Raw genomic sequence first — 24,113 nt, 5'->3', positions numbered from 1 at the left:
CAACGACCCCAAGGGACAAGGGAGTTGTGGTCGAGAGGTGATGGGGTGCGGCGGCGGCTCAGGCGCCTGACAGGAGGGCGGCCAGCCGCTCCAGGACCACGTCGATCTCGGCACCCGTGAGCGGCACGAGCTCGAGAACCAGCTCACGATCGACCTTCCCCCGTGCCCCCTCCCGTTCCTCCGTCATGACCCAGATCTGCGGGGAGCCCGCTTGGAGGGCCAGGGCGAGAGCGGCGGCGTCCAGCCCCGCCTGAGAGGGGTCGACGGCGAGGCGTACGCGGGAGAAGGGCAGCCCGGTCGGATCGGGGGCGAGCGTCGCGCCGAGTCCCGGCAGCGTGTCGGCCCTCTCCGCGAACCGCGCGGCCTTGTCCTCCTGCGCGCGCCGCCACGCGTCCAGATCCAGCTCCTGCCGCACCTGAAGGGCGGCGAGCACGCCGAGGACGGCCTCCTTGCTCGCCTTCATCGCGCGGCCGATGCCCTTCTCCTGCGCCCGCACCGCCCGCACCATCCCGGCGCGCCCCATCACCAGGCCCGCGGTGGGGGATCCCAGGTACTTCTGCCCGCTGACCAGGACGAGGTCGGCGCCGGTGGCGAGGAGTTCGGCGACCCGCAGATCCTGCGCGGCGCCGTCGACGACGGCGGGCACCCCGCGGCGGTGCGCGGCGGCGACGGCTTCGGCCAAGGGGACGTCCGCGCCCCGGACGAGCCGGGACGACACGAGGAGGAGGCAGGCCGTGTCCGGGTGGGCGAGGGCCGCCTCCAGATCCGCGACGGTGCACGCGGCGGCCGTCCCCGCCGGGACGGGAGCGGCACCGGCCAGCCGGATGTCCTGCAGCAGGGGATGGCCGTAGTCGACCGCGTGCCCGGCGGGCAGCACGACGCGCGCGGGCATCCCGGCGCTGTCCGGCAGCGCGGCGACGCGCTCCGCGGAATCCCCCGTCATCGCCGCCGCGACGGACAGCGTGAGGGCGGCGGAGGTGCAGTGCACGACGGCCCCGGCCGCCGCGCCCGTCACCCCGGCGATGACCCCGCTCGCGACGTCCTGCAGCTCCGCCATGACGAAGAACTCGCCGAGCGCCTCCGCGGCGACGGCCGCGACCCTGCCGTCGCTGCGCGAGACGCCGAGCGGGGTGTACGTCCCCCTGGCGTTGATGATCCGCGTCAGCCCGTACTGATCGTGTGGTCCCATACGGAAAGAGTGCCAGCGGCCCGCTCAGGGGAGCACGGTCACCTGCACGACGGGTGAAATGGCCTCGCCGCCCGTCATGCGCAGTGCGTTGCGGCCCTCCAGACCCAGCACCACCCGCATGTTGTACGTCCCCCGGGGCGTGGTGTTCACCGAAGCCGGGAGCGACACCCACTGGGCGCCCTGCTTCTGCTGCAGGGTGACGCGCGTGCCGGTCGGCATGTCGTGGCTCTCGCCGGTGATGCGGAACTCCTCGGCGACCCGCACGCTGCTCACCGAGGCCTTGGCCGTGAGCGTCGGGCGGGGGGCGTCGGGCGCCGGCGGCGTCGGCGCCGCGGCGGCAGGAACGGTCGACAGGACCAGGAGGGCGGTGGCTCCGGAGAGGGCCGAGACGTGCTTGAGGTGCTTCATCGTCGACTTCAATGTGGCTTCCGTGTTGAGGTGTTGAGCTGGGGGCGGGCTGTGCGCTCCGCGTCGCATCAACATAGGGAACGGCCCTGGGATATGCGCGAAGCGACGCGCTGGGAGGGGCGTTTCCTGTTCCCTGGTGGCGGCTCGATTTCGGCGCGCCAATTCTTGGGTCCAGAGGACGGGGGAGTCGACGTGACGGTGGTCATCGGTCTGCTCGGCGTGGTGCTCGGCGGTCTTCTCGGTGCCGTCAGCACGTACGTGACCACGCGGTCCAGCATGCTGATGCAGTTCGAGCACTCCTACGACGCGACGCTGCGCGACAGACGCCTAGAGCCCTACCAGCGCCTCTTCCACAGCTCACGGTGCCTGCCGCGGTATTGGGCCGACGGCGAGGAACCCACGCGCGCCGACCTGCGCCGATTCCGCGAGAGCTTCCACGACTGGTACTTCGGCGAAGAGGCCGGGGGCAGGTACCTCACGCCTGACTCCAAGGCGCTGTACCTGGAGCTCCAGAACGCCTTGTTCGACGCCTTCCCGGCAGAGCCGGGGGAGCCTGCGGACGCCCCCGTTTCGGCCGAGTCCTCCGCGGTGGTCCGGCGTTGCGCGAGTGCGCTGCGGCACCAGCTCGTCGAGGACGTGGGAGCCGCCCAGCCGCCGCGGATGCGCTGGGTGCGGGTGGGGCAGACCGAGCCGCCGCCCCGGGCCAGGCCCGCCGGGTGAGGGGCCGTTGGCCGTGAGGGCGGGGGGAATGTACGTCGAGGTGGGCCGGTTGGCGTCAAGGTTGAGTGATGGTCGAGCGAGGAGGCGGCGCGGTGGGTGCCCAGGAGCTGGAGCGGGTCGATCTGGGTGAGGTTCCCTACCTCGACGCCATGGAGGCGATGCGGGGCTGGGTCGAGCAGCGCCGCGCCGGAGTGATCGGCGACCGCCTCGTCCTCCTCACGCACCCGCCCGTGATCACGTACGGCACCCGCACCCCGCCCGGCGAACTGCCGCGTGCCGACTCGCCCGTCCCCCTCGTCGAGGTCGACCGGGGCGGCCAGGCCACGTACCACGGGCCCGGTCAGCTCGTCGGCTACCTCATCCTGAATCTGCGCGAGCGGGGCCCCGGCGACATCGTGCGCTGGGTCGAGAACGGGCTGATCGACGCGGTCGGCTCGCTCGGCTTCGAGGCGGTGCGGCGCGACACCCCGCCCCGCGCCCAGAGCCTCGTCGGCGTGTGGACGCCGCGGCACGACAAGCTGGTGTCGATCGGCATGCGCATCCGCGGCGGCGTCACGAGCCACGGCTTCGCGCTCAACATCGCGTCGGATCTGGACGAGTTCACGCGCTTCACCGCGTGCGGGCTGCCCCACGTGGCGATGACCTCCCTCGCGGAGATGGCCGCCGAGCGGGGCGTCGGGGCGCCCGGCGAGGCGGAGGTGCGGGAGGCGGTGGCGGCGGCGTTCGGAGCGCGTCACCCGGGCTGAGAGGACCGGCCGAGCAGTGCCGAGTGGTTGGGGAGCGCCCGTCGGACGAAGCCACCCGCCCGCTCACTTGTGCAGCGCCCCGCCCTCCTCGAAATGCCCCTCCGGCTCCAGCTGAAGCGTGGAGTGCGCCACGTCGAAGTGGCCCGCCACGCAGCGCTGCAGCCGTTCCAGGAGCTCCCCGTATCCGTTCGCGAGCGCCGCGTCCGTGACCACCACGTGCGCGGTGAGCACCGGCATCCCGGAGGTGACGGTCCAGCCGTGCAGATCGTGCACGGCGACCACGCCGGGCTCCCCCAGGAGATGCCGCCGCACCTCGCCGAGGTCGACGTCCTGCGGGGTCGCCTCCAGCAGGACGTGCACGGAGTCCCGCAGCAGCCCGTACGCACGCGGCACGATCAGCAGGCCGATGACGATCGAGGCGATGGGGTCGGCGGCCTGCCACCCCGTGAGCAGGATGATCAGGCCGCCCACGATCACCGCGACCGAGCCGAGCGCGTCCCCGAGCACCTCCAGATACGCGCCGCGCAGATTGAGGCTCTTGTCCTTGGCGTCCCGCAGCAGCCACAGGCCCACCAGGTTCGCGAGGAGACCGCCCACCGCGACCACGAACATCAGGCCGCCCTTGACCTCCACCGGCTCGCTGAACCGGCCGATCGCCGACCACAGCACCCAGACGAAGATGGCGACGAGCAGGACCGCGTTCAGGACCGCGGAGAAGATCTCCACCCGGTAGAACCCGAACGTGCGCCGCGGTGTCGGTGCGCGCTGGGCGAGGGTGACGGCGCCGAGCGCGAGGGAGACGCCGACCGCGTCGGTCAGGCTGTGCGCGGCGTCGGCGAGCAGCGCGAGGCTGCCGGACAGCAGGGCACCGACCACCTGGATGACGGTGATCGAGGCGCTGATGCCGATGGTCCACAGCAGCCGGTTGCGGTACGTGCCGCTGAGCGTGCCGCCCGTCGTCGCCGCGGACGGACCGTGGTCGTGCCCCATGCCCGTGAGTGGAACACGGGGCCCGGGGCGCCGCCACCGAGCTGTCGGCCACTCGGCTCAGTAGGCCCCGCGCGCACCGGTCACTGGAGCTGCGAGGAGACCGACGCGTCCCGCTGGTGGGGGATGCCGAGCGGCGGCGGCAGCTCGCCCTGCTGGACGGTCACCGTGCGCGCCGGGGCGGGCACCCGGATGCCCTCCGCGCGGTAGCGCTGGTGCAGGCGCTTGATGAACTCGTGCTTGATGCGGTACTGGTCGCTGAACTCCCCGACGCCGAGGATCACCGTGAAGCTGATCCGCGAGTCGCCGAAGGTGTGGAAGCGGATGGCGGCCTCGTGGTCGGGCACCGCGCCGGTGATGTCGGTCATCACCTCGTCCACGACCTCGATCGTGACCCTCTCGACCTGCTCCAGGTCGCTGTCGTAGCTCACTCCGGCCTGCACCATGATCGACAGCTCCTGCTCGGGGCGGCTGTAGTTGGTCATGTTGGTGCTCGCCAGCTTGGCGTTGGGGATGATGACGAGGTTGTTGGAGAGCTGACGCACCGTGGTGTTGCGCCAGTTGATGTCGACGACGTAGCCCTCCTCTCCACTGCTGAGCTGGATGTAGTCGCCCGGCTGCACGGTCTTCGCCGCGAGGATGTGCACGCCCGCGAAGAGGTTGGCGAGGGTGTCCTGCAGGGCGAGGGCGACCGCGAGACCGCCGACGCCGAGCGCGGTGAGCAGCGGCGCAATGGAGATGCCGAGGGTCTGCAGGACGACGAGGAAGCCCATCGCGAGCACGACGACCCGGGTGATGTTCACGAAGATGGTGGCCGACCCGGCCACCCCGGAGCGGGACTGCGCCAGGGATCTGACCAGGCCGGTGACGATCCGGGCCGCCGTCAGCGTGCCCGCCACGATGAGCAGCGCGGTGAGCGTCATGGTCACGTTGCGCCCGGTGCGCGGCGCGAGGGGCAGCGCGCCCGCCGCGGCGGCGATTCCGGCGGTGATGGCCGCGCAGGGGACGAGGGTGCGCAGGGCGTCGACGATGATGTCGTCGCCGCTCCACCGGGTCCGGCTCGCCCGCTCGCCCAGCCACCGCAGCAGCGCGCGGAGCAGCAGCCCGGCCACGACGCCGGCGGCCACCGCGATCCCGGCCGTGATCCAGTCGTGCAGTGTGAGCGCACGGGTCATCAGTTCGCTCCCGTCGTACGGGGAGAAAGCGCCTTAACGCGGCGTATGTGATGTGTCGTCACCTTGTGATACCTGCTCGATTCCGGGGAGTGCGGTCACGCCGGGGCGGGAGCTCCGTGCGAGAGCTCCACCCGGCGCGGACGTCATCCTGCCCCATCCGGACACAGCAGGCGCGCGTACCCCCACCTGGATCTTCACGAACCGGTCACGTCCGTCCATCCGCCCTCGTACGTCCGCCCGATGGCATCCGCACGCCTGCGCCGCCCCGCCCCGGTCCGCACGGGCGAAACACACTTCGACCGACCGTTGCCGGAGGGGTTCCCCGACCGCTTCGGTTATGCAAGTCTCCTCTCTAATTCCGCGGGGGGCCGGACATCGCAGCCCGTCAACTGGGCTGCCCTCGCGCGGATTCGGAACGAGGACTGATGCGAAACGGGGCACGGGGGCACGATCTGAACGCCCTGCGGCGGCTGAACACCACCGTCGTGCTGCGCGCCCTGCACCGCCGCAGCCCACGCACCCTCGCCGAACTCGCCGCGAGCACCGGCCTGTCCCGGCCCACCGTGGAAGCGGCCGTCGAGGAGCTGGCCGAACGGGGACTCGTCGGCGAGTCCGCGGAGGAGTCGGGCGAGCGCCCGCCGGGCCGCCCCGCACGCCGCTTCCGCTTCCGCACCGAAGCCGGATACGTGCTCGGCGCCGACATAGGGCTCCACAAAATGGTGCTGCTCCTCGCCGACCTCGGCGGCACCGTGCTGGCCGTCCAGCGCCGCGCCATCGACCCGGAGCTCGGCGGCAGCGCCCGCCTCGACCTGCTGCGCCACGGCGCGGAGGCCTTCCTGGACACCCACGCCCCGCGCCGCGCCGCCGTCCTCGCCCGCTGCGTGGGCGTGCCCGGCGTGGTGGACACGGGCGGAGTGGTCACTTCCGTGGTGGTGCCCGAGTGGTCCGGCGTCGACCTCGGACGGCTGCTCCAGGACGGCGAGCCGGGCCTCACGCTCGTCGAGAACGACGTGAACCTCGCGATCCTCGCCGAGCGCTGGCAGGGCGCGGCCACCCTCGCCGGTGACGTCGTCTGCGTACTCACCGGACACCGTGTCTCGTGCAGCCTCACCATCGGCGGGCGGCTGCACCGGGGCAGGCGCGGCGGGGCGGGCGAACTTGGCATGCTGCCCCTGCTCGGCATGAGCACCGCCCAGGAAGCCCTGCAGTGGTCGGGCGCGCGGCGCGACGGCGAGTCCGAAGTGGCCGCGCTCGCCCGTGCGGCGGACACCGCGGAGCCACGGGCGCTGGCCGCCGTCGCGGACTTCGCCGACCGTCTCGCCCCCGGCATCGCGGCGCTCTCGCTCGCCGTCGACCCGGAACTGATCGTGCTGACCGGCGGGGCGACCCCCGTCGGCCGCCACCTCGTGCCGCTGCTCCAGGAGCGGCTGCACCCCATGACCCTGCACGTCCCGCGCATCGCGCTGAGCACGCTCGGCGAACGGGGCGTGGCCATCGGCGCCGTGCGCAAGGCGCTCGACCGGGTGGAGGAGGACCTGCTCGCGGACAAGGCGTCGTAGCGGCCGCCCGCCCCGCGCGGGTGGGCCGTGGGGCGTCCGACGACTCATCGGGAGGCGAAGGCGCACATGCGCAGAAGGACTCTGCTCGGCGGGGCGTTGGCGGCCCCCTTGCTCGCCGCCTGCTCCTCAGGGGGCGGCGGCACGGACAGCGGTGGCAGGACCACGCTCTCGTACGGGATGTGGGATCCGGCGCAGGTGCCGGGCATGGAGAAGATCATCGCCTTGTTCGAGGAGCGGAATCCGGGCATCTCCGTGCGGATCCAGCTGACGCCCTGGGCGAGCTACTGGACCACGCTCAAGACGTCGATGCGCGGTGGCACGGCACCCGATGTGTTCTGGATGAACGCCGTCAACTTCCAGCTGTACGCGGCCAACGGCGTCCTCGAACCGCTCTCCGGGCACGTCAAGGCCGACGCCACCCCCGTGGACCGCCACCCGGACGCCCTGGTGAAGCTCTACGCCTACCGGGGCACGCAGTACGGCCTGCCGAAGGACTTCGACACCATCGGCCTCTGGTACAACAAGCGGCTCTTCGACAAGGCGGGCATCAAGTACCCGGACGAGACCTGGACCTGGGACGACGTGCGCGACGCCGCCGCCGAACTCACCGACCCCCGGCGGCGCGTGCACGGCTTCGCCGCCGAGATGGACCGGCAGATGAAGTTCTATCCGACCATCTGCGGGGCCGACGGCTACGTCCTGGAGGACGGTCGCTCGGGCTTCGGCGACGAACGCTCCATCGACGGGCTGCGCTTCCTGACCGACATGGTCGACCGGGGCTGGTCGCCCCCGCAGAGCGCGATGGTCGAGTCCATCGGGCGCGTGCGCTACTGGTCGGAGAAGGTCGCCATGAACTACGACCTCTCCGCGATGGCCGGGCAGATGTACGCCGTACCGGCGCTCAAGGACCACGGCGGCATCGCCGTCCTGCCCAAGGGGCGGCGCAGGGCCACCATCATCCACGGCCTCGCGAACGTCATCTCCGCCAAGAGCGACAAGAAGGCGGCCGCCTGGAAGTTCGTGCACTTCATGGCGGGCCGGGAGGCCGCCGAGATCCAGGCCGAGGCGGGCGTCACCATCTCCTCGTACCGAGGGACACAGGACGCCTGGATCAAGTCGATGCCCGAATTCGACCTCAAGCACTTCATCGAGATGGAGAAGTACGCGGTTCCCTATCCGAGCTCCAAGAACACCGCGGTCTGGGAGAACTTCCAGTACCCGCTGCTCGGCGCCGCGTTCAGCGGCAAGGGCGGCATCGAGAGCGCCGCCCGCACGCTGGGCGAGCAGATGGACCGGGCCCTGAAGGAGGAACGCGACTCATGAGTGTCTTTCCCGCGACGGCCGCCGCGAAGGCGGCCGGTCGCAGCCCCGCCTCCGCGTCCGGCGCACGCCCGGGGGCCCGCAACCAGCGGGTCGCCTACTGGTTCATCGCGCCGCTCGGTCTCGGCTTCGCCGTCTTCTACTTCTGGCCGCTGCTGCAGACCTTCTACTTCAGCTTCACCGAATTCGGTGCGTTCGGCGGCCACACCTTCACGGGCGCCGACAACTACCTGCGCGTCGTCAAGGACGTCACCGTCTGGCAGGCGCTCGGCAACACCCTGATATACAGCGTCATCGGGCTCGCCGCGCTGCCGATCGCCATCGTCGTCGCGTCCCTCCTGAACCGGCGAGGACTGCGCGGCGTCTCCATCTACCGCGCCCTGTACTTCCTGCCGTTCGTGACGCTGCCCGTCGCCGTCGGACTCGTCTGGAACTGGCTCTACAACGGCGACTTCGGGCTTCTCAACGAAATGCTGAGCTGGTTCGGCATCGACCGCAACTACTGGGTCTCCGACCCGTCCACCGCCGTCTACGCGATCGGCACGGTGATGGTCTGGTCGACCACCGGCTACTACCTGGTCATCTTCCTGGCCGGCGTCAAAGGAATTCCGCAGGACTACTACGAGGCCGCGGAACTCGACGGGGCAGGACCGCTGCGCCGGTTCTTCACCATCACGCTTCCGCTGCTCAGCCCGACCATCTTCTTCGCCTCCGTCATCTGCATGATCAATTCCCTGCAGACCTTCGACCTGATCTACATCATGATGGCCGAGAAGAATCCCGCGATCGGCGATACGCAGTCCGTCGTCGGCCTCTTCTACAAATGGGCCTTCATCGAGAACGCCCAGGGCGCCGCGGCCGCCCTCGCCTTCCTGCTGATGCTGGTCATCGCGGCCCTGACGTACCTCCAGTTCCGGATCCAGAAGAGGTGGGTGCACTATGCCTGACACGCCGGTCGCCACGCCTGACACACCGGCCGCCCCCGCCGACCGGAAACGCTTCGACGCCGGGGCCGTGGCCACCCACGCGGTGCTCTCCCTCGGGGCGCTCGTAATGGTCTTCCCGTTCCTGTGGCAGCTGCTCACCGCGCTCAAGACCCTCGCCGAGACCTCACGGGTGCCGCCCACGTTCCTGCCCGACACCTGGAACTGGTCGAGTTTCGACGAGGTCTTCACCGCGCTGCCGTTCCGCGAAATGCTCACCAACAGCCTGATCAACACCGTCGGGCGCACCCTCGGCCAGCTCGTGTTCTGCTCGCTCGCCGCCTATGCCTTCGCGCGCATGCAATTCCGCGGCCGCAACGTCCTGTTCGCGCTCTTCCTGTCCGTCCTGATGGTGCCGAGTTCACTGCTCGTCCTGCCGCAGTACGACATCATCCAGTCGCTGGGCCTGCTCAACTCCACCCCGGCGCTCTTCCTGCCCGGCATGTTCAGCGCGTTCGGCACCTTCATGCTCCGCCAGTTCTTCCTCACGCTCCCCAAGGAGCTGGAGGAGGCCGCCCGCATCGACGGCGCGGGCCCCTTCCGCATCTTCTGGTCGGTCATGCTGCCGCTGATCCGGCCCGCGCTGGCCGCCCTCGCCGTCATCACCGCCATGTGGTCCTGGAACGACCTCCTGTGGCCGCTCGTCGTCAACACCGACCCGCAGGAGATGCCGATCAGTGCGGGACTGACCTCTCTGAAGGGCCAGTACGAGACCAACTACCCGGTGATGATGGCCGGTTCGCTCATCGCGAGCCTGCCGATGCTGCTCGTCTACGTCTTCCTCCAGCGGCACTTCGTCCAGAGCGTCGCCCTGTCCGGCTCCAAGAGCTGACCCACCCCCACGGAAAGGCAGCGGTTCCCTATGCCACCGCTTCACATCGGCCTGCTCGGCGCGGGCGGCATCGCCCGTGCCCATCTGCCCGGCTGGCTGGCGCTCGGCGCCCGGGTGAGCGTGTACACCGTCGACGGCTCCGCGGAGAAGCTCGCCGCCGAGTACACCGAGCGCGGGCACGACGTCCGGTCCTTCGACCACCTCGACGACGTCCTCGCCGACGTGAGCGCCGTCGACGTCTGCACCCCCACCCCCACCCACAAGGAACTCGCCCTCGCGGCCGTCGCCGCGGGCCGCCACGTCGTCTGCGAGAAGCCCCTCGCCCTCGCCGCCCGCGACGCCGAGGAGATCGGGGCCGCCGCCGACGCCGCGGGCGTACGGCTGCACCCCGCCCACGTGGTGCGCTACTTCCCGGCGTACGCGGCTCTGCGGCAGGCCGTCACCCGCGGTGACCTCGGTGAACTCGCCGTACTGCGCTTCACGCGCGGCGGCGCCAGGCCCCAGTGGGCGCCGTGGTTCGGCGACCCGGCCCAGTCCGGCGGCGTCATCATGGACCTGATGGTGCACGACATCGACATCGCCCGGTGGATCGCGGGCGACGTGGTCCGCGTGCACGCGCGGACCCGCGGCGTCGAGCACGCCACCGGCACCCCGCCCGAGGTCGTCACCGCGTCGGCCGTCCTCACCCACGCATCGGGCGCCGTCAGCCACATCAACGGCCTGTGGGGCCTGCCCGACCAGCAGTTCCGCACCACGTTCCGGGTCGCCGGAGCCGGCGGCCTCCTGACCCACGACTCCACGGCCGTCCCCGGCTTCCGGATCACCGCGCAGGGCGTGCGCGCCGCCAACGAGTCCATCCCGACCAGCCCCATGACCGAGAGCCCCTTCCACACCGAACTCCGCGAGTTCGCCGCCTCCTGGCGCGACGGCGGCCCCGTGCCACGGGTGAGCACCCGCGACGGCATCGAAGCGGTGCGGATTGCCGAGGCCGCGGTGGAGTCCAGCCGCACCGGCCGCGTCATCGAGATCAACGAAAGCCCCGAGAGCCTCAAGAGCACCGAGAGCACCAAGAACCCCGAGACCGAGGAGACAGCGCGATGAAGGTCGCCGTCCTGTCGTTCGCCCACGTCCACGCGGCGACCTATCTGCGGCTGCTGTCCCGCATGCCCGGCATCGAAGTCCTCGGCAGCGATCCGGACACCGACCTCGCGGCGCCCGGCGAGGTGCGGGGCCGCGCGCTCGCCGACGCGGCGCGGGTCGCGTACGCGGACACCTACGAGGAGGCCTTCGCCTGGGGCCCGGACGCGGTGATCGTCTGCTCCGAGAACGCCCGGCACCGCCCCCTGGTCGAACGCGCCGCCGCGCACGGCGTGGCCGTCCTTTGCGAGAAGCCCCTGGCGGCCACGGTCGAGGACGGCGAGGCGATGGTCGCCGCCTGCCACGCGGCGGGCGTGCGGCTCGCCGTCGCCTACCCGGTGCGCTTCAGCCCGGCGTACGCGGCCGTGAAGGCGGCCGTCGCCTCGGGCGACACGGGCCGGGTCCTCGCGGTGTCCGGCGCGAACAACGGCACCATGCCGACCCGCGACCGCCGCTGGTTCGCCGAACCGGCGCTCTCCGGCGGCGGCGCCCTCATGGACCACACCGTGCACATCGCCGACCTCCTCGACGACCTCTTCGGAGAGGCCGCGCCCGTCGAGGTGTACGCGCAGACCAACAACCTCCTGTACGCCGACGAGGTCGCCGCCGAGACCAGCGGCCTGGTCAGCGTGACCTACTCCAACGGCACCGTCGCCACCATCGACTGCAGTTGGTCGCACCCCCGCTCCCACCACTCGTGGGGCGGCCTGGAACTCACCGTCGTCGGCGAGCGGGCCACCCTGGAGATGGACGCCTTCGACCAGAAGGTGCACGGATTCAGTGAACGCCGGGGGCAGGGAATGGAGTTGCCGTTCGGCGTCGATCTGGACGAGCGGATGCTGCGGGCCTTCCTGCACGGTCCCGGCGAGGACGGCATGGACGTCGCCGACGGTGCGGGCGGGCTGCGCACCCTGCGTGTCGTGGCGGCCGGGTACGCGTCGGCACGCGGCGGCGTGCCGGTGGCGGTGCCGGTCGACTGAGGGGGGCCGGTCGGCCGGGCGGTCACCCGGTCACCCGGCCGGTGGTCAGCGCCCTCCGACCTGGCCCGACTCCCAGGCCCACGCGGCGATCTCGACACGGTTGCGCACGACCAGCTTCGCCTGGATGTTGGCCAGATGGGTCTTGACGGTCGCCACGGAGATCCACAGCTCCTCGGCGATCTCCTGATTGGTCCGGCCCCGCGCGACGCGCCGCGCCACGTCGAGTTCGCGCTCCGAGAGCACCTCGGGCGCGGGCCCGACGGCCGCCGCGCCGCAGTGCGGGCCGTGCCGGTCCGCCATGCGTTCCAGGAGCCGCAGCGTGACGGCGGGGGACACCAGCGCGTCGCCACGGGCGGCGGCGCGCACCGCCTCCACGAGCAGTCCGGGCCCGGCGTCCTTGAGCAGGAACCCGACCGCGCCGCCGCGCAGCGCGTCGTCCAGATAGTCGTCCTGGTCGAAGGTGGTCACGACCACGACGTGCAGCGGCTCGGCGACACCGGGACCGGCGAGCAGCCGGGTCACCTCGAGACCGTTCAGCTTCGGCATCCGGACGTCGACGAGACACACGTCGGGCCGCAGCCGCCGGGCGAGCTCGACGCACTCGGCGCCGTCGCCCGCCTCGCCGACCACCTCGATGCCCGGCTGCGCGGACAGGATCAACCGGAATCCCGTCCGCACCATTTCCTGGTCGTCGGCGACGAGGACGCGCACCTGGCTCGCGGGGCGGTGGTTCTGCGGCATTTCTTCCACGAGGAGAAGACTAGGACGGCCCGGGGCGTGCCTGCGCGCACGGCCCCTGACAAGGCACTTCCACGCGCCCCCGTGATCACCACCGAGCGCCTCGGGCGGCTCCGGCACGGGGGCCGTGACCGGTGGCGTGCTCCCTGGCGGGCGGCCGTCCGCCTGGTGCCCCACCGTCGGCCGGGCGCCCGCCGAGCCCAAGGGAGACCTTCGTGCGCCCGCACCGCACCGTCGTCGCCGTCCTCGGCGCCCTCGCCCTCGTCACGGCCCTGCCGACCTCCGCGAGCGCCGCCAACGGCACCCTGCACTACGTCCATGTCAACGGCGACGACTTCAGTACCGACAACCCGGTGAACGGCGAGTGCTACCTGCTGGTCTCCGGCGCCGCGCACGTGGACAACGGCACGGACACCACAGCCACCGTCTTCGGAGACCACGGCTGCGAGGAGATCCTCGGGCCCCCGCTCCCGCCAGGCACCGCGCGGGACTTCGGGGCGCCCGTGCCGCACAGCGTGATGTTCAACCGGCAGGCCCAGCGGGCAGCGTGGCGCGCAGCCGCCAGCCGCCGCCCGGCAGCGGCCCCGCTTCCAGGCCGCCGCCGAGCGCCGAGACTCGCTCACGCAGGCCGATCAGACCGAGGCCGCCACGCCCGCCCGGCGGCGTCCTGTCCGTGGCGCGGCCGTGGGGGGACGGGCCGTTGGAGACCTCGACGACCAGCTGCCCCTCGTCCACCGCCACACGCACCCGGATGCCGTCGGCGCCGGGTGCGTGTCGCGTGACGTTGGTGAGCGCCTCCTGGACGACGCGGTGCACGGACGTCTCGACCTCGGGCGCGAGCGCGGCGGCGCGGACCGGCGCCGTGATCTCCAAGGTCGCGGCGTCGCCGTGGGCCGCAACCAGCGCGGCCAGTTCGGTCAGCAGGTCGGCGGGCCGGGTCGTGGCGCCGGGCTCCGCGCGCAGGACGTGCACCAGGCGCCGCATCGACTCCAGGGTCTCGGTGCCCGCCTTCTCGATCCCGGCGAGCAACGGTTCGAGCTGCTCGGGAGAGGTCTCGCGGATGGCGCGCGCCGCCTGCGCCTGGACGACGATCCCGGTCACGTGGTGGGCGACGAAGTCGTGCAGGTCGCGGGCGATGCGGCGGCGCTCCTCCTCCTGCGTCGCGCTCACCGCGAGCGCCCGCCTGCCGTCCAGGGACCGTAGGTAGCCGCCGAGCGCGAGCGCGCCGCCCGCCGCGACGGTGAGGATGAACGCGAAGGTCTCGGCATCGGACTGGAAGCCGGTCCGTACGGGCGCGGTCGCGACGGCGAGCGCGAGCAGCGCACACAGGACGTACCCGGCGGGCAGCCGCGCCGTACGCGTGGTGACCGTGAGGAGGGCGAGCAGCGCGAAGGACTCCAGGAGCCCCCAGCTGCCCACCTGGACACGGCCGAGCGCCAGGCCGAGCGTGAGCCCGCCGGAGGCCAGTGCGGCGGCGGCCGCCCGCACCTCGATGCGGGGACCGCCCCGCACGAGCAGCACGGCGACGGCCAGCGGCCCGGAGACCAGGGGCAGCCAGGAGCCGTCGGGCTCGCTCGACACCAGGTCGAGCAGCCACAGGAACACCGCGGGGACGGCGAACAGCAGCACCCGGGCCGGGCCGGGACGGGGGCCGGTGCGGGTTCGGGTGCCGGTGCCGGGTCCGCCGGGGCGGGGTCCTGGCCCGGTGCGCGTCGCGCCGAGTCGTGAGCGGTGATCATCCACGTACCGAATGTACGCATCAGGTCGCATGCCGTGGATCAGCCGAAAGCCTGACCGGGGCCCGCGCGATCCACCGAAGGGCCGAGGCGGGCGAGGGGGCGGGGCGGCGAGCGTGGAGGCAGACACTCCGGCTCCGCGGAAGCGGGCCCTGACGCCAAGGAGAGCGCGACCCCCATGCCTCGTACCACGCACCGCCCGAACCCCCGCCGCCCCCGCGCGGCCCGCACGACGCTCTGCGCGCTCGGTGCCGCCGCCCTCGCCGCGGCCCTGACCGCCTGCGGCAGCGGCTCCAGCAACCCCTTCGACGACCACCAGGAGAAGTCGTCCTACCAGGACGGCGCCGCGGCGAAGAAGGACAGGAAGTCCGTGCCGCGCTGGCTGCCCGACGACGCGAGCGACATCAAGTACGTCATGTCGACCACCGGCGACGACCGCATCATCAAGTTCACGACCCCCGACGGGAAGTTCCCCGCCCAGTGCACCAAGGGAAAGCCGCAGGGCGAGCCCCGTCTGAAGGCCGACTGGTTCCCCTCGGACCTCGCGGCGAAGGCCGACACGAACTGCGGCACCTGGTCGGGCGCCCGGGTCGACGGTGCGCTCTACGCCTGGCAGGACAAGGACGTCGCGATGAAGGCCAGGGGCTGATGGCGGCACGTGCGCGAGCGGCGCTGGCGGCCGTGACGGCGGGCGCCGCCCTGCTCTCGCTTGCCGCCTGCACAGCGGGGGAGCGGGGGAGCGGGACCACCGGGAAGCGTGCCACCGAGCGGCCCCAGCGCATCACCTGGAAGCCCTGCCCTGCCGACGCCGCCAAGGGCGCGCCCAAGGGTGCCGAGTGCGGCACCGTGCACGTGCCGGTCGACTGGTCGGCACCGGACGGCGAGCGGCTCGACGTCGCGGTGGTGCGGCGCGAGGCGACCCGGCCCGGCGAGCGCATCGGCACCCTGATGTTCCTGCCCGGCGGGCCCGGCAACTCCGGCGTCCAGAACGTCGCGCAGACCAAGGAGTGGGGCGGTGCCGAACGCCGCTTCGACATCGTCGGCTTCGACCCGCGCGGCACCGGACTCAGCAGTCCCGTCCAGTGCCCGGCGGGACCACTGGCCGAGATGATCAAGGACAAGCGGCCCGCCACGACGCCCGAGGGCTTCGGACGGCTGAAGAAGCGCGCCACCGCCCTGGCCGCCGGATGTGCCCGTACGTCCGGGCCGGTGGCCGAGCACACCGACGCGGACAGCGTCAGCCGCGACATGGACGTCATCCGCGCAGCGCTCGGCGAGGACCGGATCTCCCTCTACGGACACTCGTACGGCACGGTCTACGGCCAGCGCTATGCCGCGGCGCACGGCGACCGGGTGCGGGCCGCCGTGCTCGACGGCGTCATGGACCCCGCGATCGGCCGCCGCGCCTTCGGCGTCACCGGGGCGAAGGCGCTGGAGGGAGCCTTCGGCGAGTTCGCCCGGTGGTGCGAGCGGACCCGGGACTGCGAGCTGGGGGAGCGGGACGCCTGGCGGGTGTACGAGGGCCTCGCCGAGCGGGCCGCCGCGGGGAAGCTGCGCAACGGCGGCAAGGACGTGCCGCTCGCGGAGCTCAACGGCACGATCGACGCGATGCTCCTCACCCCGTCCTGGCCGGCCGTGGCCCAGTACCTGGACGCCCTGGACACGGGGCGGCCCTGGGAGACCGACGACGGCGACGTCCCGGCGGACGAGAAGACGCTGCCCGGCGCCGACCTGTCCGTCTGTGCCGACCTGAACCTGCGAGCCCCGGACGCCGCCACCCACCTCGCCGACCAGCGTGCCGCCCGCGCGGCGGCGCCCCGCTTCGGCTACTCCCCGAACACCGTCTCGTACGCCGACCTCTGCCAGGGCCTGCCCGCCCCCGGGGCCGCGGCGACGGAGCCGGTCAGGACGGACACGCCACTGCTCCTGATCGGCGCCCGCCATGACAACGCGACCCCGTTGGCCTGGGCGCGCTCGGTGCAGCGGCGGCTCGGGGACCGGGCGGCGCTCGTCGAGGTGAAGGGCTGGGGCCACGCGGTGAAGATCTTCAACGGCGGCGCCGAACGGGACACGATCATGCGCTACCTCACGGACCTGGACGTGCCGAAGCCGGGAACCGTCGTCGAAGGAGGCATGCCACCAGGAGCCTAGACCCGCGGCGTAGTCGGCCTGAGACCGGAGTCGGATCCGGAACGGATCCGCCGGGTATTAGCGTGGACGGGACAGATCGACCGAACAGGATCCGAGGTGCCCGGCCCATGCCAAGCCGCAGCGAGAGCCGTACCCAGCTCATCGAGTCACTCATGGAGCGGTTCCCGCACGTGCCGCGGGAAGCCGTGATCAAGGAGGATCTGCTGCGCGGCGGCATCGCCTTCGACGAGTCGGCGCTCAGCGACAACGAGAACGGCGAGGTCAAGCCGAAGTCTTACTTCATCTTCTCCTTCGACCACGGCACGCTCCCCGAGCTGGGCGCCGCCGCGCTGCGCCGCCCGCCGGAGGAGATCGTCCTCACCGGCGGCCCCTACGAGCTGCGCCGCACCGTCGTCTCCGTGCGGGTGAACCCGTCCTCGCCCTACCGGGTCGCCGCCGACGACAACGGCGTGCTCGGCCTGTACCTGGACGGGGCGCGCATCTCCGACGTCGGCCTGCCCCCGATGCCGGACTACTACCGGCACACGCTGGAGAACGGCAAGTCGGTGATGGAGGTCGCGCCCACCATCCAGTGGGGCTACCTGATCTATCTGACGGTCTTCCGGGTCTGCCAGTACTTCGGCGCCAAGGAGGAGTGCCAGTACTGCGACATCAACCACAACTGGCGCCAGCAGAAGGCGGCGGGGCGTCCCTACACGGGCGTGAAGCCGATGGACGAGGTCCTCGAGGCCCTCGCCATCATCGACAAGTACGACACCGCGAAGTCCTCCACCGCGTACACGCTCACCGGCGGCGCCATCACCACGCAGCTCCAGGGCAAGGACGAGGCCGACTTCTACGGCCAGTACGCGAAGGCCATCGAGGAGCGCTTCCCCGGCCGCTGGATCGGCAAGGTCGTCGCCCAGGCCCTGCCCAAGGAGGACGTCCAGCGCTTCCACGACTACGGTGTGCGGATCTACCACCCCAACTACGAGGTGTGGGACCCGTACCTCTTCGAGCGGTACTGCCCCGGCAAGGAGCGCTACGTCGGACGTGACGAGTGGCACCGCCGCATCCTGGACTCCGCCGAGGTGTTCGGGCCGCGCAACGTGATCCCCAACTTCGTGGCGGGCGTGGAGATGGCCGAGCCGTTCGGCTTCAAGACCGTCGACGAGGCCATCGACTCCACCGTCGAGGGGCTCCAGTACTTCATGTCGCGCGGCATCACGCCCCGCTTCACCACCTGGTGCCCGGAGCCCACGACGCCGCTCGGCAAGGCGAACCCGCAGGGCGCGCCGCTGGAGTACCACGTGCGGCTCCTGGAGGCCTACCGCGCCACGATGGAGGCCAACGGCCTCAGCTCGCCGCCCGGCTACGGCCCGGCGGGCCCCGGCAACGCGGTCTTCTCGGTCAGCTCGTTCATGGACAGCCTGCCCGCGGAGGCGGCGGCCCCTGAGGACGCGGTCCTCCCGGCCGAGACCCCGTAGCCCCGGCAGCGCCTCCGGACGTCGTGTTACGGTCGGGGCGGGTCACGAGTTCCAGCGCCAAGCCCCGGCTCGCTGGACGGCACCCCGCTCCGTCGCGGGTGCCCCGGGTGACGACCCGCCCCGTGCGACGTACACGGGGAACGGCGGATCACCGGGGTCGGCGACACCGGGGTCCACGACTCCGGAGGCGCACCATGACGCACTCGCACGACACCCAAGGCACCCACCGGGCCCCCGGCACGGACGACGTCCGCGACACCCCGGTCGACGTGCTCCTGTCCTCGTACGACGTGGCGGACGACGGCCGCATCGCTCTCCATGTGCTCGGCCCGACCAGGGGCGTGCCCGCGGCCGTGTGGACGCACGACCCGGAGCGGCTGCGCCGCCTGCTGCGCGACCACACGGGCCCGGCCCAGTGGCAGCCCCGCAGGAACCTGCTGAGGCTGGGGTGCGACACGGCGGGCGCCACGCTGGTCGGCGTGGCCACCGAGGCGGGCCGCGCGGCCCCTCGCCGCTGACGAAGATCACCGGTTCGTAGGATGACGGCGTGATCCGGACGCGGGCGATCCCCGCGTCCGGGCGGCGCGACAGTCAGCCACCCAGAGCCGGAGGTCCACCGTGCAGCACCACCCCGTCACCGTCGTCACCGGCGGCAGCCGCGGTATCGGCGCCGCTGTCAGCGCCCGTCTCGCCGAGGACGGCCATGACGTCGTCATCGGCTACCGCTCGAACGCGGCCGCCGCAGAGGAGGCCGCCGAGGCGGTCCGCAGGGCCGGCCGCCGCTGCGTCACCGTTGGGGTCGACACCGCCGACGAGGCCGACGTCGACCGTCTCTTCGACACCGCGGCCGGGCTCGGCCCGGTCACCGGCCTGGTCAACAACGCCGGGGTGAGCGGCCCCGTCGGGCCCCTCGCCGACGCCGACGCCGACGGCATGCGCCGGGCGCTCGAAGTGAACGTCCTGGGATATCTGCTCTGCGCCCGGCGCGCGGTGCGGGACATGAAGGCCAACGGCGGCGGTGCGATCGTCAACGTCTCCTCCGCCGCGGCCACCCTCGGCGCCCCCGGGGAGTACGTCCACTACGCCGCCGCCAAGGGCGCCGTGGACACGATGACGGTCGGCCTGTCCAAGGAGGTCGCGCGGGACGGCATCCGGGTCAACGCCGTCTCCCCCGGCGTCATCTGGACCGAGTTCCACGCGGACCCGCAGCGGCCCGCGAAGCTCGCCGACGGCATTCCGCTGGGGCGCGCGGGGCGGCCCGACGAGATCGCGGCGGCCGTCGCCTGGCTGCTCTCGGACGAGGCCTCGTACGCGACGGGCACCGTGCTGAGGGTCGCGGGCGGACGCTGACCCACCCGGGTCGGCCGCTCGTACGATGGGCGCATGATCAGTGGAGCGGTCGACCTCGCGAAAGACGTCCTCATCCGGCCCCTCGCGCTCGACGACGCGGAGGCGCTCGCCCGCGCCTACCGACGCAACCGCGACCACCTCGACCCGTGGGACCCGGACCGGCCCGCCGCCTTTTACACCGATGAAGGTCAGGCCGAGCGGGTCCAGGTGCAGTTGGCGGACGGACGCGCGGGCCGGTCCGCGCACTGGGTGCTCGCGCGCGGCGGCGAGATCGTCGGTCACGCGGCCGTGTCGAACATCGTGCTCGGCCCGGCCCGCAGCGGGAACCTCGGCTACTGGATCGACGCGGAGCACGTGGGCCGCGGCCTCGCCTCCGCCGCCGCACGGCACGTCTGCGAGGCGGCGGACGCCCAACTCGGCCTGCACCGCGTCGAGGCGGGCACCCTCCTGCACAACACCGCCTCACAGCGCGTGCTCAGGAAGTGCGGCTTCGAGGAGTACGGGGTCGCGCCGTCGTTCCTGTACATCAACGGCGCCTGGCGCGACCACCGGCTCTTCCAGAAGATCCTCAACGACCGCCCACTGTAGGGCGGTTCGCGGCGGCCCCGACGCGGGGCTCAGACGATGTTCTCCGCCACCTCGGCCTGCTCCCGGTCCGAGCCGTACGCCTGCGGCGTGCTGTAGGAGCGGCGTGCCACGAACCACCACACGGTGGCCAGGATCAGCACCACGGCCAGCGCGATCGACGCGTAGTTCATCGACTGGACCGTCACCGGCGAGGCCTGCGGCAGGCAGAAGAGCACCGTCACGAACGCCACCCACAGCACCGCGATCCAGCCGATGGGCTTGCTCCAGCGGCCCAGGTTCCACGGACCCGGCTGGAAGCGGTCGCCCGCGCGAAGCCGCAGGAAGATCGGGATGGCGTACGCGGGGGTGATGCCGATGACGTTGATGGCGGTCACGGCCGTGTACGCGGTCGACGAGTACAGGGACGGCAGGGCGATCGCCGCGGCCAGGCCCACCGACAGCCACACCGCGGGCACCGGCACCTGGGTGCGGGCGCTGACCTTGCGCCACAGGGCGGAGCCGGGCAGTGCGTTGTCACGGCTGAACGCGAACACCATGCGACTCGCGGCGGCCGTCTCCGCGTTGCCGCAGAACAGCTGCGCCACGATCACGATGAGCAGCAGCGCTGTCGCGCCGGACTCGCCGATCGCGTCGATCATGATCTGCGCGGGCGGCACCCCGGTGTCCGTGTCCAACGTGCCCGTGTAGTCCTGGATGGCGAAGGTCAGACCGGCGAGCAACACGAAACCGGCGATCCACGACGCCCAGATGGCGCGCACGATGCCGCGCGCGGCGGTCACCGACGCGTTGGAGGTCTCCTCCGACAGGTGCGCGGAGGCGTCGTACCCGGAGAACGTGTACTGGGCGAGGAGCAGGCCGATCGCGGTGACGTAGAGCGGGTTGTCCCAGCCGGTGCCGTTGAAGAACTCGCCGAAGACGAACGACGGCGACTGGTGGCTGTCCGGCACGATCGCGAGGACACCGACGATCACGGTGACACCGGCCACGTGCCACCACACGCTGATCGAGTTCAGCAGGCTCACGAGGCGCACGTTGAAGAGGTTCAGGACGGCGTGCAGCAGCAGGATGCAGAGGAAGATCAGGAAGGTCTTCTCCGCGGTCGGCGTGAAGCCGAACTTCAGGTTCAGGAACGCGCCGGTGAACAGGGCGGCGCCGTAGTCGATGCCCGCTATCGCGCCGAGCAGGCCCAGGAGGTTGAGCCACCCCGTGTACCAGCCCCAGCGGCGTCCGCCGAGCCGGTCCGCCATGTAGTACAGGGCGCCCGAGGTGGGGTAGGCGCTGGTGACCTCGGCGAGCGCGAGGCCCACACAGAGCACGAACAGGCCGACGCCGGCCCAGCCCCACAGCATCACGGCCGGGCCGCCGGTGGTCAGGCCGAAGCCGTACAGGGTCATGCAGCCGGACAGGATGGAGATGACGGAGAAGCTGATGGCGAAGTTGCCGAAGCCGCCCATGCGGCGGGCCAGGACGGGCTGGTAGCCGAGCTCTCTGAGCCGCTCCTCCTCGTCCTGGCGCGGTGCTGGGGAGGAGCTCGACGACCAGGTGGTGCGGGACACGGTGGGACCTCCGGTGGAGAGCGGCGGTGGGGACGGGGGAGAAAGGTGAGGCAGCCGGGGCGGCTGGGGCGGCGCGGCTCAGCCCGGTCCGCGGGAGGCGCTGAAGCAGCGGGCGCGGGCCTGGACGAAGACCTCCGCGGCGGCGTCGGCGTCGCCGGGGGAGCGGGTGCGGTACGTCCACGGCACGGTGGCGTAGAAGGGGTCCAGGGCCTGGAACACGCGGGACGCGTCGTGGAACTGGTGGGCGCCCCACAGCGCGTGCGCCAGGTGGCTGAGGTCGAGGACCGAGCTCGCGGCGGGCGTCGTGTGGTCGAACCACAGCTGCAGGGCGAGGAGCGCGGCGCGCGTGGCGTCCTCGGAGATCCAGTGCAGGTCGAGGGCCTGCTCCTGCCCGGCCTCCCGTCGGTAGCGCTCGACGCGCACGTACAGCGGCAGCAGGTGCAGCGCGGAGCCCGCCGGAGCCGCGGCCGAAGCCCACTGCACGAAGTTGTACGCCTCGGTCAGCGGGCCCCGCGACCGGCGCGCGTACACGAACTGCAGCATCCGGTGGTACGCCTCGCGGTTGCCGGGGTCCCGCTTGTCGGCCTCGGCGAGGAGCTGCCAGGGGCCGGGGAACAGCATCGGCTCCGGGGGCGCGGCCCGGTGCTGGTCCCACCGCTGGCCGACGTCGAGCTGGGCGAGGGTGAGCAGGCAGATCCACGGCACGGGATCCTCGGGCGACATGGCCGAGGCCTCACCGCACGCCGCGACCGCTTCGCGCCACAGGTCGTTGGTCTGCCGGTGCCCGGAGCGGTGGGCCCGCAGGGCCCGTTCCACCAGTACGCGGGTGTGCAGCACGGTGGCCGACGTGCTGTGCGGCTCCTCGGCGCGCCAGGCCCGGACCACGTCGGAACCGGCGACGGCGGCTCCCAGGACCTGGGTGCGCTGCGTCCACAGACCCCAGTCGGGCGTCTCGGTCAGCAGGTTGCGCGTGGAGACCCAGCGACCGGTTCTGAGGTCCTGGAGCACGGCGCGCAGCGCTTCGTCGTGGCCTGCCGGGTGGTACACCGGGCGGCCCAACGGCATGGGCATGAGTCCTCTGTTGGGGGAAGAGGGCGGAGACTGAACGTGTGACGGAGGTTACGGGTGAGGTTAACGAAGGTGGCTGATACGGGAGTTGACAGTGGGGCTCGGCGGACAGTGTAGAGCCGTCCTCTTCCGGTTCAAGGCAACTTCTTGGATCTTTGGGGCCCCTTTCTGTCAAAGCGGCACGCCGTTCGGTCATTTGGCGTTCATTTCCGGTGCGAACGTTGTCATCTCGGTCCCTTGACGCCCTCCGGGCCGCTGTAGCAGGCTTCCCGCGATGATCACCTATGAGCCGGATCAGGCGCGACGGCCCGTGCTCGCCGTGGACCAGGGCACATCCGGGACCAAGGCCCTCGTGGTCTGCCCGGAGCGCGGCGTGATCGGGTCGGGCGCGGCCCCGGTGCGCCCCCGCTTCCTCCCCGGCGGGCTGGTCGAGGTCGACCCCGCCGAGCTGTTCTCGTCCGTCGTCGACGCGGGTCGCGCGGCGCTGGCGGACGCGGGCGAACCGGTCGCCGCCGTCGGCCTCGCCAACCAGGGCGAGACGGTGCTCGCCTGGGACCCGGAGACCGGGCGGCCCCTCACCGACGCCCTCGTGTGGCAGGACCGCAGGGCGGAGTCGGTCTGCGCCGAACTGACCGAGTATGCAGAGGAGTTGAGAGATCTCACCGGCCTGCCGCTCGACCCGTACTTCGCCGCGCCCAAGATGGCGTGGATACGCCGCCATCGCACCCGGCGCGGCGTGGTCACGACCAGCGACGCCTGGCTCGTCCACCGCCTCACCGGCGCCTACGTCACCGACGCCGCGACGGCCGGTCGCACCCAGCTCCTCGACCTCGACACCGTCGAGTGGTCACCACGGGCCCTCGACCTCTACGGACTCGGCGACGAGCGCCTGCCCCGGGTCGTCGACGCGGCGGGAGAGTTCGGCACGACCACCGCGTTCGGCCCCGAGATCCCCCTCACCGGCCTCCTCGTCGACCAGCAGGCCGCACTGCTCGCCCAGGACGTGACCGCGCCGGGCAGCGCCAAGTGCACCTACGGGACAGGGGCGTTCCTGCTCGCCCAGACCGGCCCGCGCCCGCGCCGCTCGGGCTCCGGACTGGTCGGCTGCGTCGCCTGGCGCCTGGCGGGCCGCACCAGCTACTGCCTCGACGGACAGGTCTACACCGCCGCGTCCGCCATCCGCTGGCTCACCGACCTCGGCGTGATCACGGGCGCCGAGGACCTCGACCCCGTGGGCTCGGCCGTCCCCGACGCCGGAGGCGTCACCTTCGTGCCCGCGCTCGCCGGACTCGCGGCGCCCTGGTGGCGCGGCGACCTGCGCGGATCGATGACCGGGCTCGGCCTCGACACCACCCCGGGCCACCTGGTGCGGGCCCTGTGCGAGGGCATCGCCGCGCAGGTCGCCGCGCTCGCCGACGCCGTGG

General features: G+C 72.1%; 23 protein-coding genes and 1 riboswitch. Of the genes, 15 read left to right on the top strand and 8 right to left on the bottom strand.

Annotated elements, in window-relative coordinates:
* Positions 1 to 58: 58 nt before the first annotated feature.
* Entirely contained in the window at positions 59 to 1,189 is a 1,131-nt protein-coding gene (locus AOK03_RS31640) for an aminotransferase class V-fold PLP-dependent enzyme (RefSeq protein ID WP_055568808.1), read from the bottom strand.
* Between the two features lie 24 nt (positions 1,190 to 1,213).
* Complete coding sequence (locus AOK03_RS31635; protein ID WP_055568807.1) at positions 1,214 to 1,597, bottom strand: hypothetical protein; 384 nt, start codon at positions 1,595 to 1,597, stop codon at positions 1,214 to 1,216.
* A 192-nt stretch (positions 1,598 to 1,789) separates the two neighbouring features.
* On the opposite strand from AOK03_RS31635, the gene AOK03_RS31630 reads away from it, so the two are divergent.
* Both AOK03_RS31630 and lipB read left to right on the top strand, forming a co-directional pair.
* Complete coding sequence (locus AOK03_RS31630) at positions 1,790 to 2,317, top strand: hypothetical protein (RefSeq protein WP_157869130.1); 528 nt, start codon at positions 1,790 to 1,792, stop codon at positions 2,315 to 2,317.
* 68 nt (positions 2,318 to 2,385) lie between these two features.
* Positions 2,386 to 3,063 (top strand): lipoyl(octanoyl) transferase LipB, encoded by a 678-nt coding sequence (gene lipB / locus AOK03_RS31625; RefSeq protein ID WP_055568805.1) that lies wholly within the window; start codon positions 2,386 to 2,388, stop codon positions 3,061 to 3,063.
* Between the two features lie 63 nt (positions 3,064 to 3,126).
* Here the strand turns inward: lipB and AOK03_RS31620 are convergent, their stop codons facing one another.
* Both AOK03_RS31620 and AOK03_RS31615 read right to left on the bottom strand, forming a co-directional pair.
* The gene (locus AOK03_RS31620; RefSeq protein ID WP_055568804.1) at positions 3,127 to 4,053 is read right to left on the bottom strand and encodes a cation diffusion facilitator family transporter; all 927 of its coding nucleotides are present in this window, start codon (positions 4,051 to 4,053) and stop codon (positions 3,127 to 3,129) included.
* Between the two features lie 80 nt (positions 4,054 to 4,133).
* Positions 4,134 to 5,225, bottom strand: coding sequence for a mechanosensitive ion channel family protein (locus tag AOK03_RS31615; RefSeq protein WP_055568803.1), 1,092 nt, complete (start codon positions 5,223 to 5,225; stop codon positions 4,134 to 4,136).
* Positions 5,226 to 5,650: 425 nt separating this feature from the next.
* Between AOK03_RS31615 and AOK03_RS31610 the strand changes: the two genes are divergently transcribed.
* The 6 genes from AOK03_RS31610 to AOK03_RS31585 all read left to right on the top strand — a co-directional run bounded on the left by AOK03_RS31610 (position 5,651) and on the right by AOK03_RS31585 (position 12,036).
* Positions 5,651 to 6,784, top strand: coding sequence for an ROK family transcriptional regulator (locus tag AOK03_RS31610; protein WP_055568802.1), 1,134 nt, complete (start codon positions 5,651 to 5,653; stop codon positions 6,782 to 6,784).
* Positions 6,785 to 6,850: 66 nt separating this feature from the next.
* Positions 6,851 to 8,107, top strand: coding sequence for an ABC transporter substrate-binding protein (locus AOK03_RS31605; RefSeq protein ID WP_055568801.1), 1,257 nt, complete (start codon positions 6,851 to 6,853; stop codon positions 8,105 to 8,107).
* Complete coding sequence (locus AOK03_RS31600) at positions 8,104 to 9,051, top strand: carbohydrate ABC transporter permease (protein WP_055568800.1); 948 nt, start codon at positions 8,104 to 8,106, stop codon at positions 9,049 to 9,051. Before AOK03_RS31605 ends, AOK03_RS31600 begins: the two co-directional genes overlap by 4 nt.
* Positions 9,044 to 9,919, top strand: a complete 876-nt coding sequence (locus AOK03_RS31595) for a carbohydrate ABC transporter permease (RefSeq protein ID WP_055568799.1) — start codon at positions 9,044 to 9,046, stop codon at positions 9,917 to 9,919. The genes AOK03_RS31600 and AOK03_RS31595 overlap by 8 nt, the downstream gene beginning before the upstream one ends.
* A 30-nt stretch (positions 9,920 to 9,949) precedes the next feature.
* Complete coding sequence (locus tag AOK03_RS31590) at positions 9,950 to 11,020, top strand: Gfo/Idh/MocA family protein (RefSeq protein ID WP_055568798.1); 1,071 nt, start codon at positions 9,950 to 9,952, stop codon at positions 11,018 to 11,020.
* The gene (locus tag AOK03_RS31585) at positions 11,017 to 12,036 is read left to right on the top strand and encodes a Gfo/Idh/MocA family protein (RefSeq protein WP_055568797.1); all 1,020 of its coding nucleotides are present in this window, start codon (positions 11,017 to 11,019) and stop codon (positions 12,034 to 12,036) included. The genes AOK03_RS31590 and AOK03_RS31585 overlap by 4 nt, the downstream gene beginning before the upstream one ends.
* 45 nt (positions 12,037 to 12,081) lie before the next feature.
* On the opposite strand, the gene AOK03_RS31580 is transcribed toward AOK03_RS31585, so the two are convergent.
* On the bottom strand, positions 12,082 to 12,777 hold the full coding sequence (locus tag AOK03_RS31580; protein ID WP_055568796.1) for a response regulator: 696 nt from the start codon (positions 12,775 to 12,777) through the stop codon (positions 12,082 to 12,084).
* A 519-nt stretch (positions 12,778 to 13,296) separates the two neighbouring features.
* Positions 13,297 to 14,517, bottom strand: coding sequence for a sensor histidine kinase (locus AOK03_RS31575; protein ID WP_157869129.1), 1,221 nt, complete (start codon positions 14,515 to 14,517; stop codon positions 13,297 to 13,299).
* Between the two features lie 171 nt (positions 14,518 to 14,688).
* Between AOK03_RS31575 and AOK03_RS31570 the strand changes: the two genes are divergently transcribed.
* From AOK03_RS31570 to AOK03_RS31545, 6 genes are all read left to right on the top strand, one after another.
* The gene (locus AOK03_RS31570; RefSeq protein ID WP_055568794.1) at positions 14,689 to 15,159 is read left to right on the top strand and encodes a hypothetical protein; all 471 of its coding nucleotides are present in this window, start codon (positions 14,689 to 14,691) and stop codon (positions 15,157 to 15,159) included.
* Positions 15,159 to 16,661, top strand: coding sequence for an alpha/beta fold hydrolase (locus AOK03_RS31565; RefSeq protein WP_055568793.1), 1,503 nt, complete (start codon positions 15,159 to 15,161; stop codon positions 16,659 to 16,661). Before AOK03_RS31570 ends, AOK03_RS31565 begins: the two co-directional genes overlap by 1 nt.
* Positions 16,662 to 16,768: 107 nt before the next feature.
* On the top strand, positions 16,769 to 18,127 hold the full coding sequence (locus AOK03_RS31560) for a radical SAM protein (RefSeq protein WP_055568792.1): 1,359 nt from the start codon (positions 16,769 to 16,771) through the stop codon (positions 18,125 to 18,127).
* A gap of 40 nt (positions 18,128 to 18,167) precedes the next feature.
* Positions 18,168 to 18,277, top strand: a riboswitch (SAM riboswitch).
* A 44-nt stretch (positions 18,278 to 18,321) separates the two neighbouring features.
* Positions 18,322 to 18,645 carry a hypothetical protein gene (locus tag AOK03_RS31555; RefSeq protein ID WP_055568791.1) on the top strand — a complete coding sequence of 108 codons (324 nt, stop codon included), beginning with the start codon at positions 18,322 to 18,324 and terminating at the stop codon, positions 18,643 to 18,645.
* 100 nt (positions 18,646 to 18,745) lie between these two features.
* On the top strand, positions 18,746 to 19,477 hold the full coding sequence (locus tag AOK03_RS31550) for an SDR family NAD(P)-dependent oxidoreductase (protein ID WP_055568790.1): 732 nt from the start codon (positions 18,746 to 18,748) through the stop codon (positions 19,475 to 19,477).
* 33 nt (positions 19,478 to 19,510) lie between these two features.
* Positions 19,511 to 20,065 carry a GNAT family N-acetyltransferase gene (locus tag AOK03_RS31545; protein WP_055568789.1) on the top strand — a complete coding sequence of 185 codons (555 nt, stop codon included), beginning with the start codon at positions 19,511 to 19,513 and terminating at the stop codon, positions 20,063 to 20,065.
* A 29-nt stretch (positions 20,066 to 20,094) separates the two neighbouring features.
* Here the strand turns inward: AOK03_RS31545 and AOK03_RS31540 are convergent, their stop codons facing one another.
* Positions 20,095 to 21,621 carry an amino acid permease gene (locus AOK03_RS31540; RefSeq protein ID WP_055568788.1) on the bottom strand — a complete coding sequence of 509 codons (1,527 nt, stop codon included), beginning with the start codon at positions 21,619 to 21,621 and terminating at the stop codon, positions 20,095 to 20,097.
* 78 nt (positions 21,622 to 21,699) lie between these two features.
* Positions 21,700 to 22,692, bottom strand: a complete 993-nt coding sequence (locus AOK03_RS31535; RefSeq protein WP_425264428.1) for a hypothetical protein — start codon at positions 22,690 to 22,692, stop codon at positions 21,700 to 21,702.
* Positions 22,693 to 22,963: 271 nt separating this feature from the next.
* Here AOK03_RS31535 and AOK03_RS31530 point away from each other — a divergent pair.
* On the top strand, positions 22,964 to 24,113 hold a 1,150-nt coding region (locus tag AOK03_RS31530; RefSeq protein WP_055568786.1), incomplete at its 3' end, for an FGGY family carbohydrate kinase.

It is taken from the genome of Streptomyces atriruber (genome assembly GCF_001418325.1).
Lineage (GTDB): Bacteria > Actinomycetota > Actinomycetes > Streptomycetales > Streptomycetaceae > Streptomyces > Streptomyces atriruber.
The sequence above is the reverse complement of the archived record's forward strand: the minus strand, read 5'-3'. Positions and strand labels throughout refer to the sequence as shown.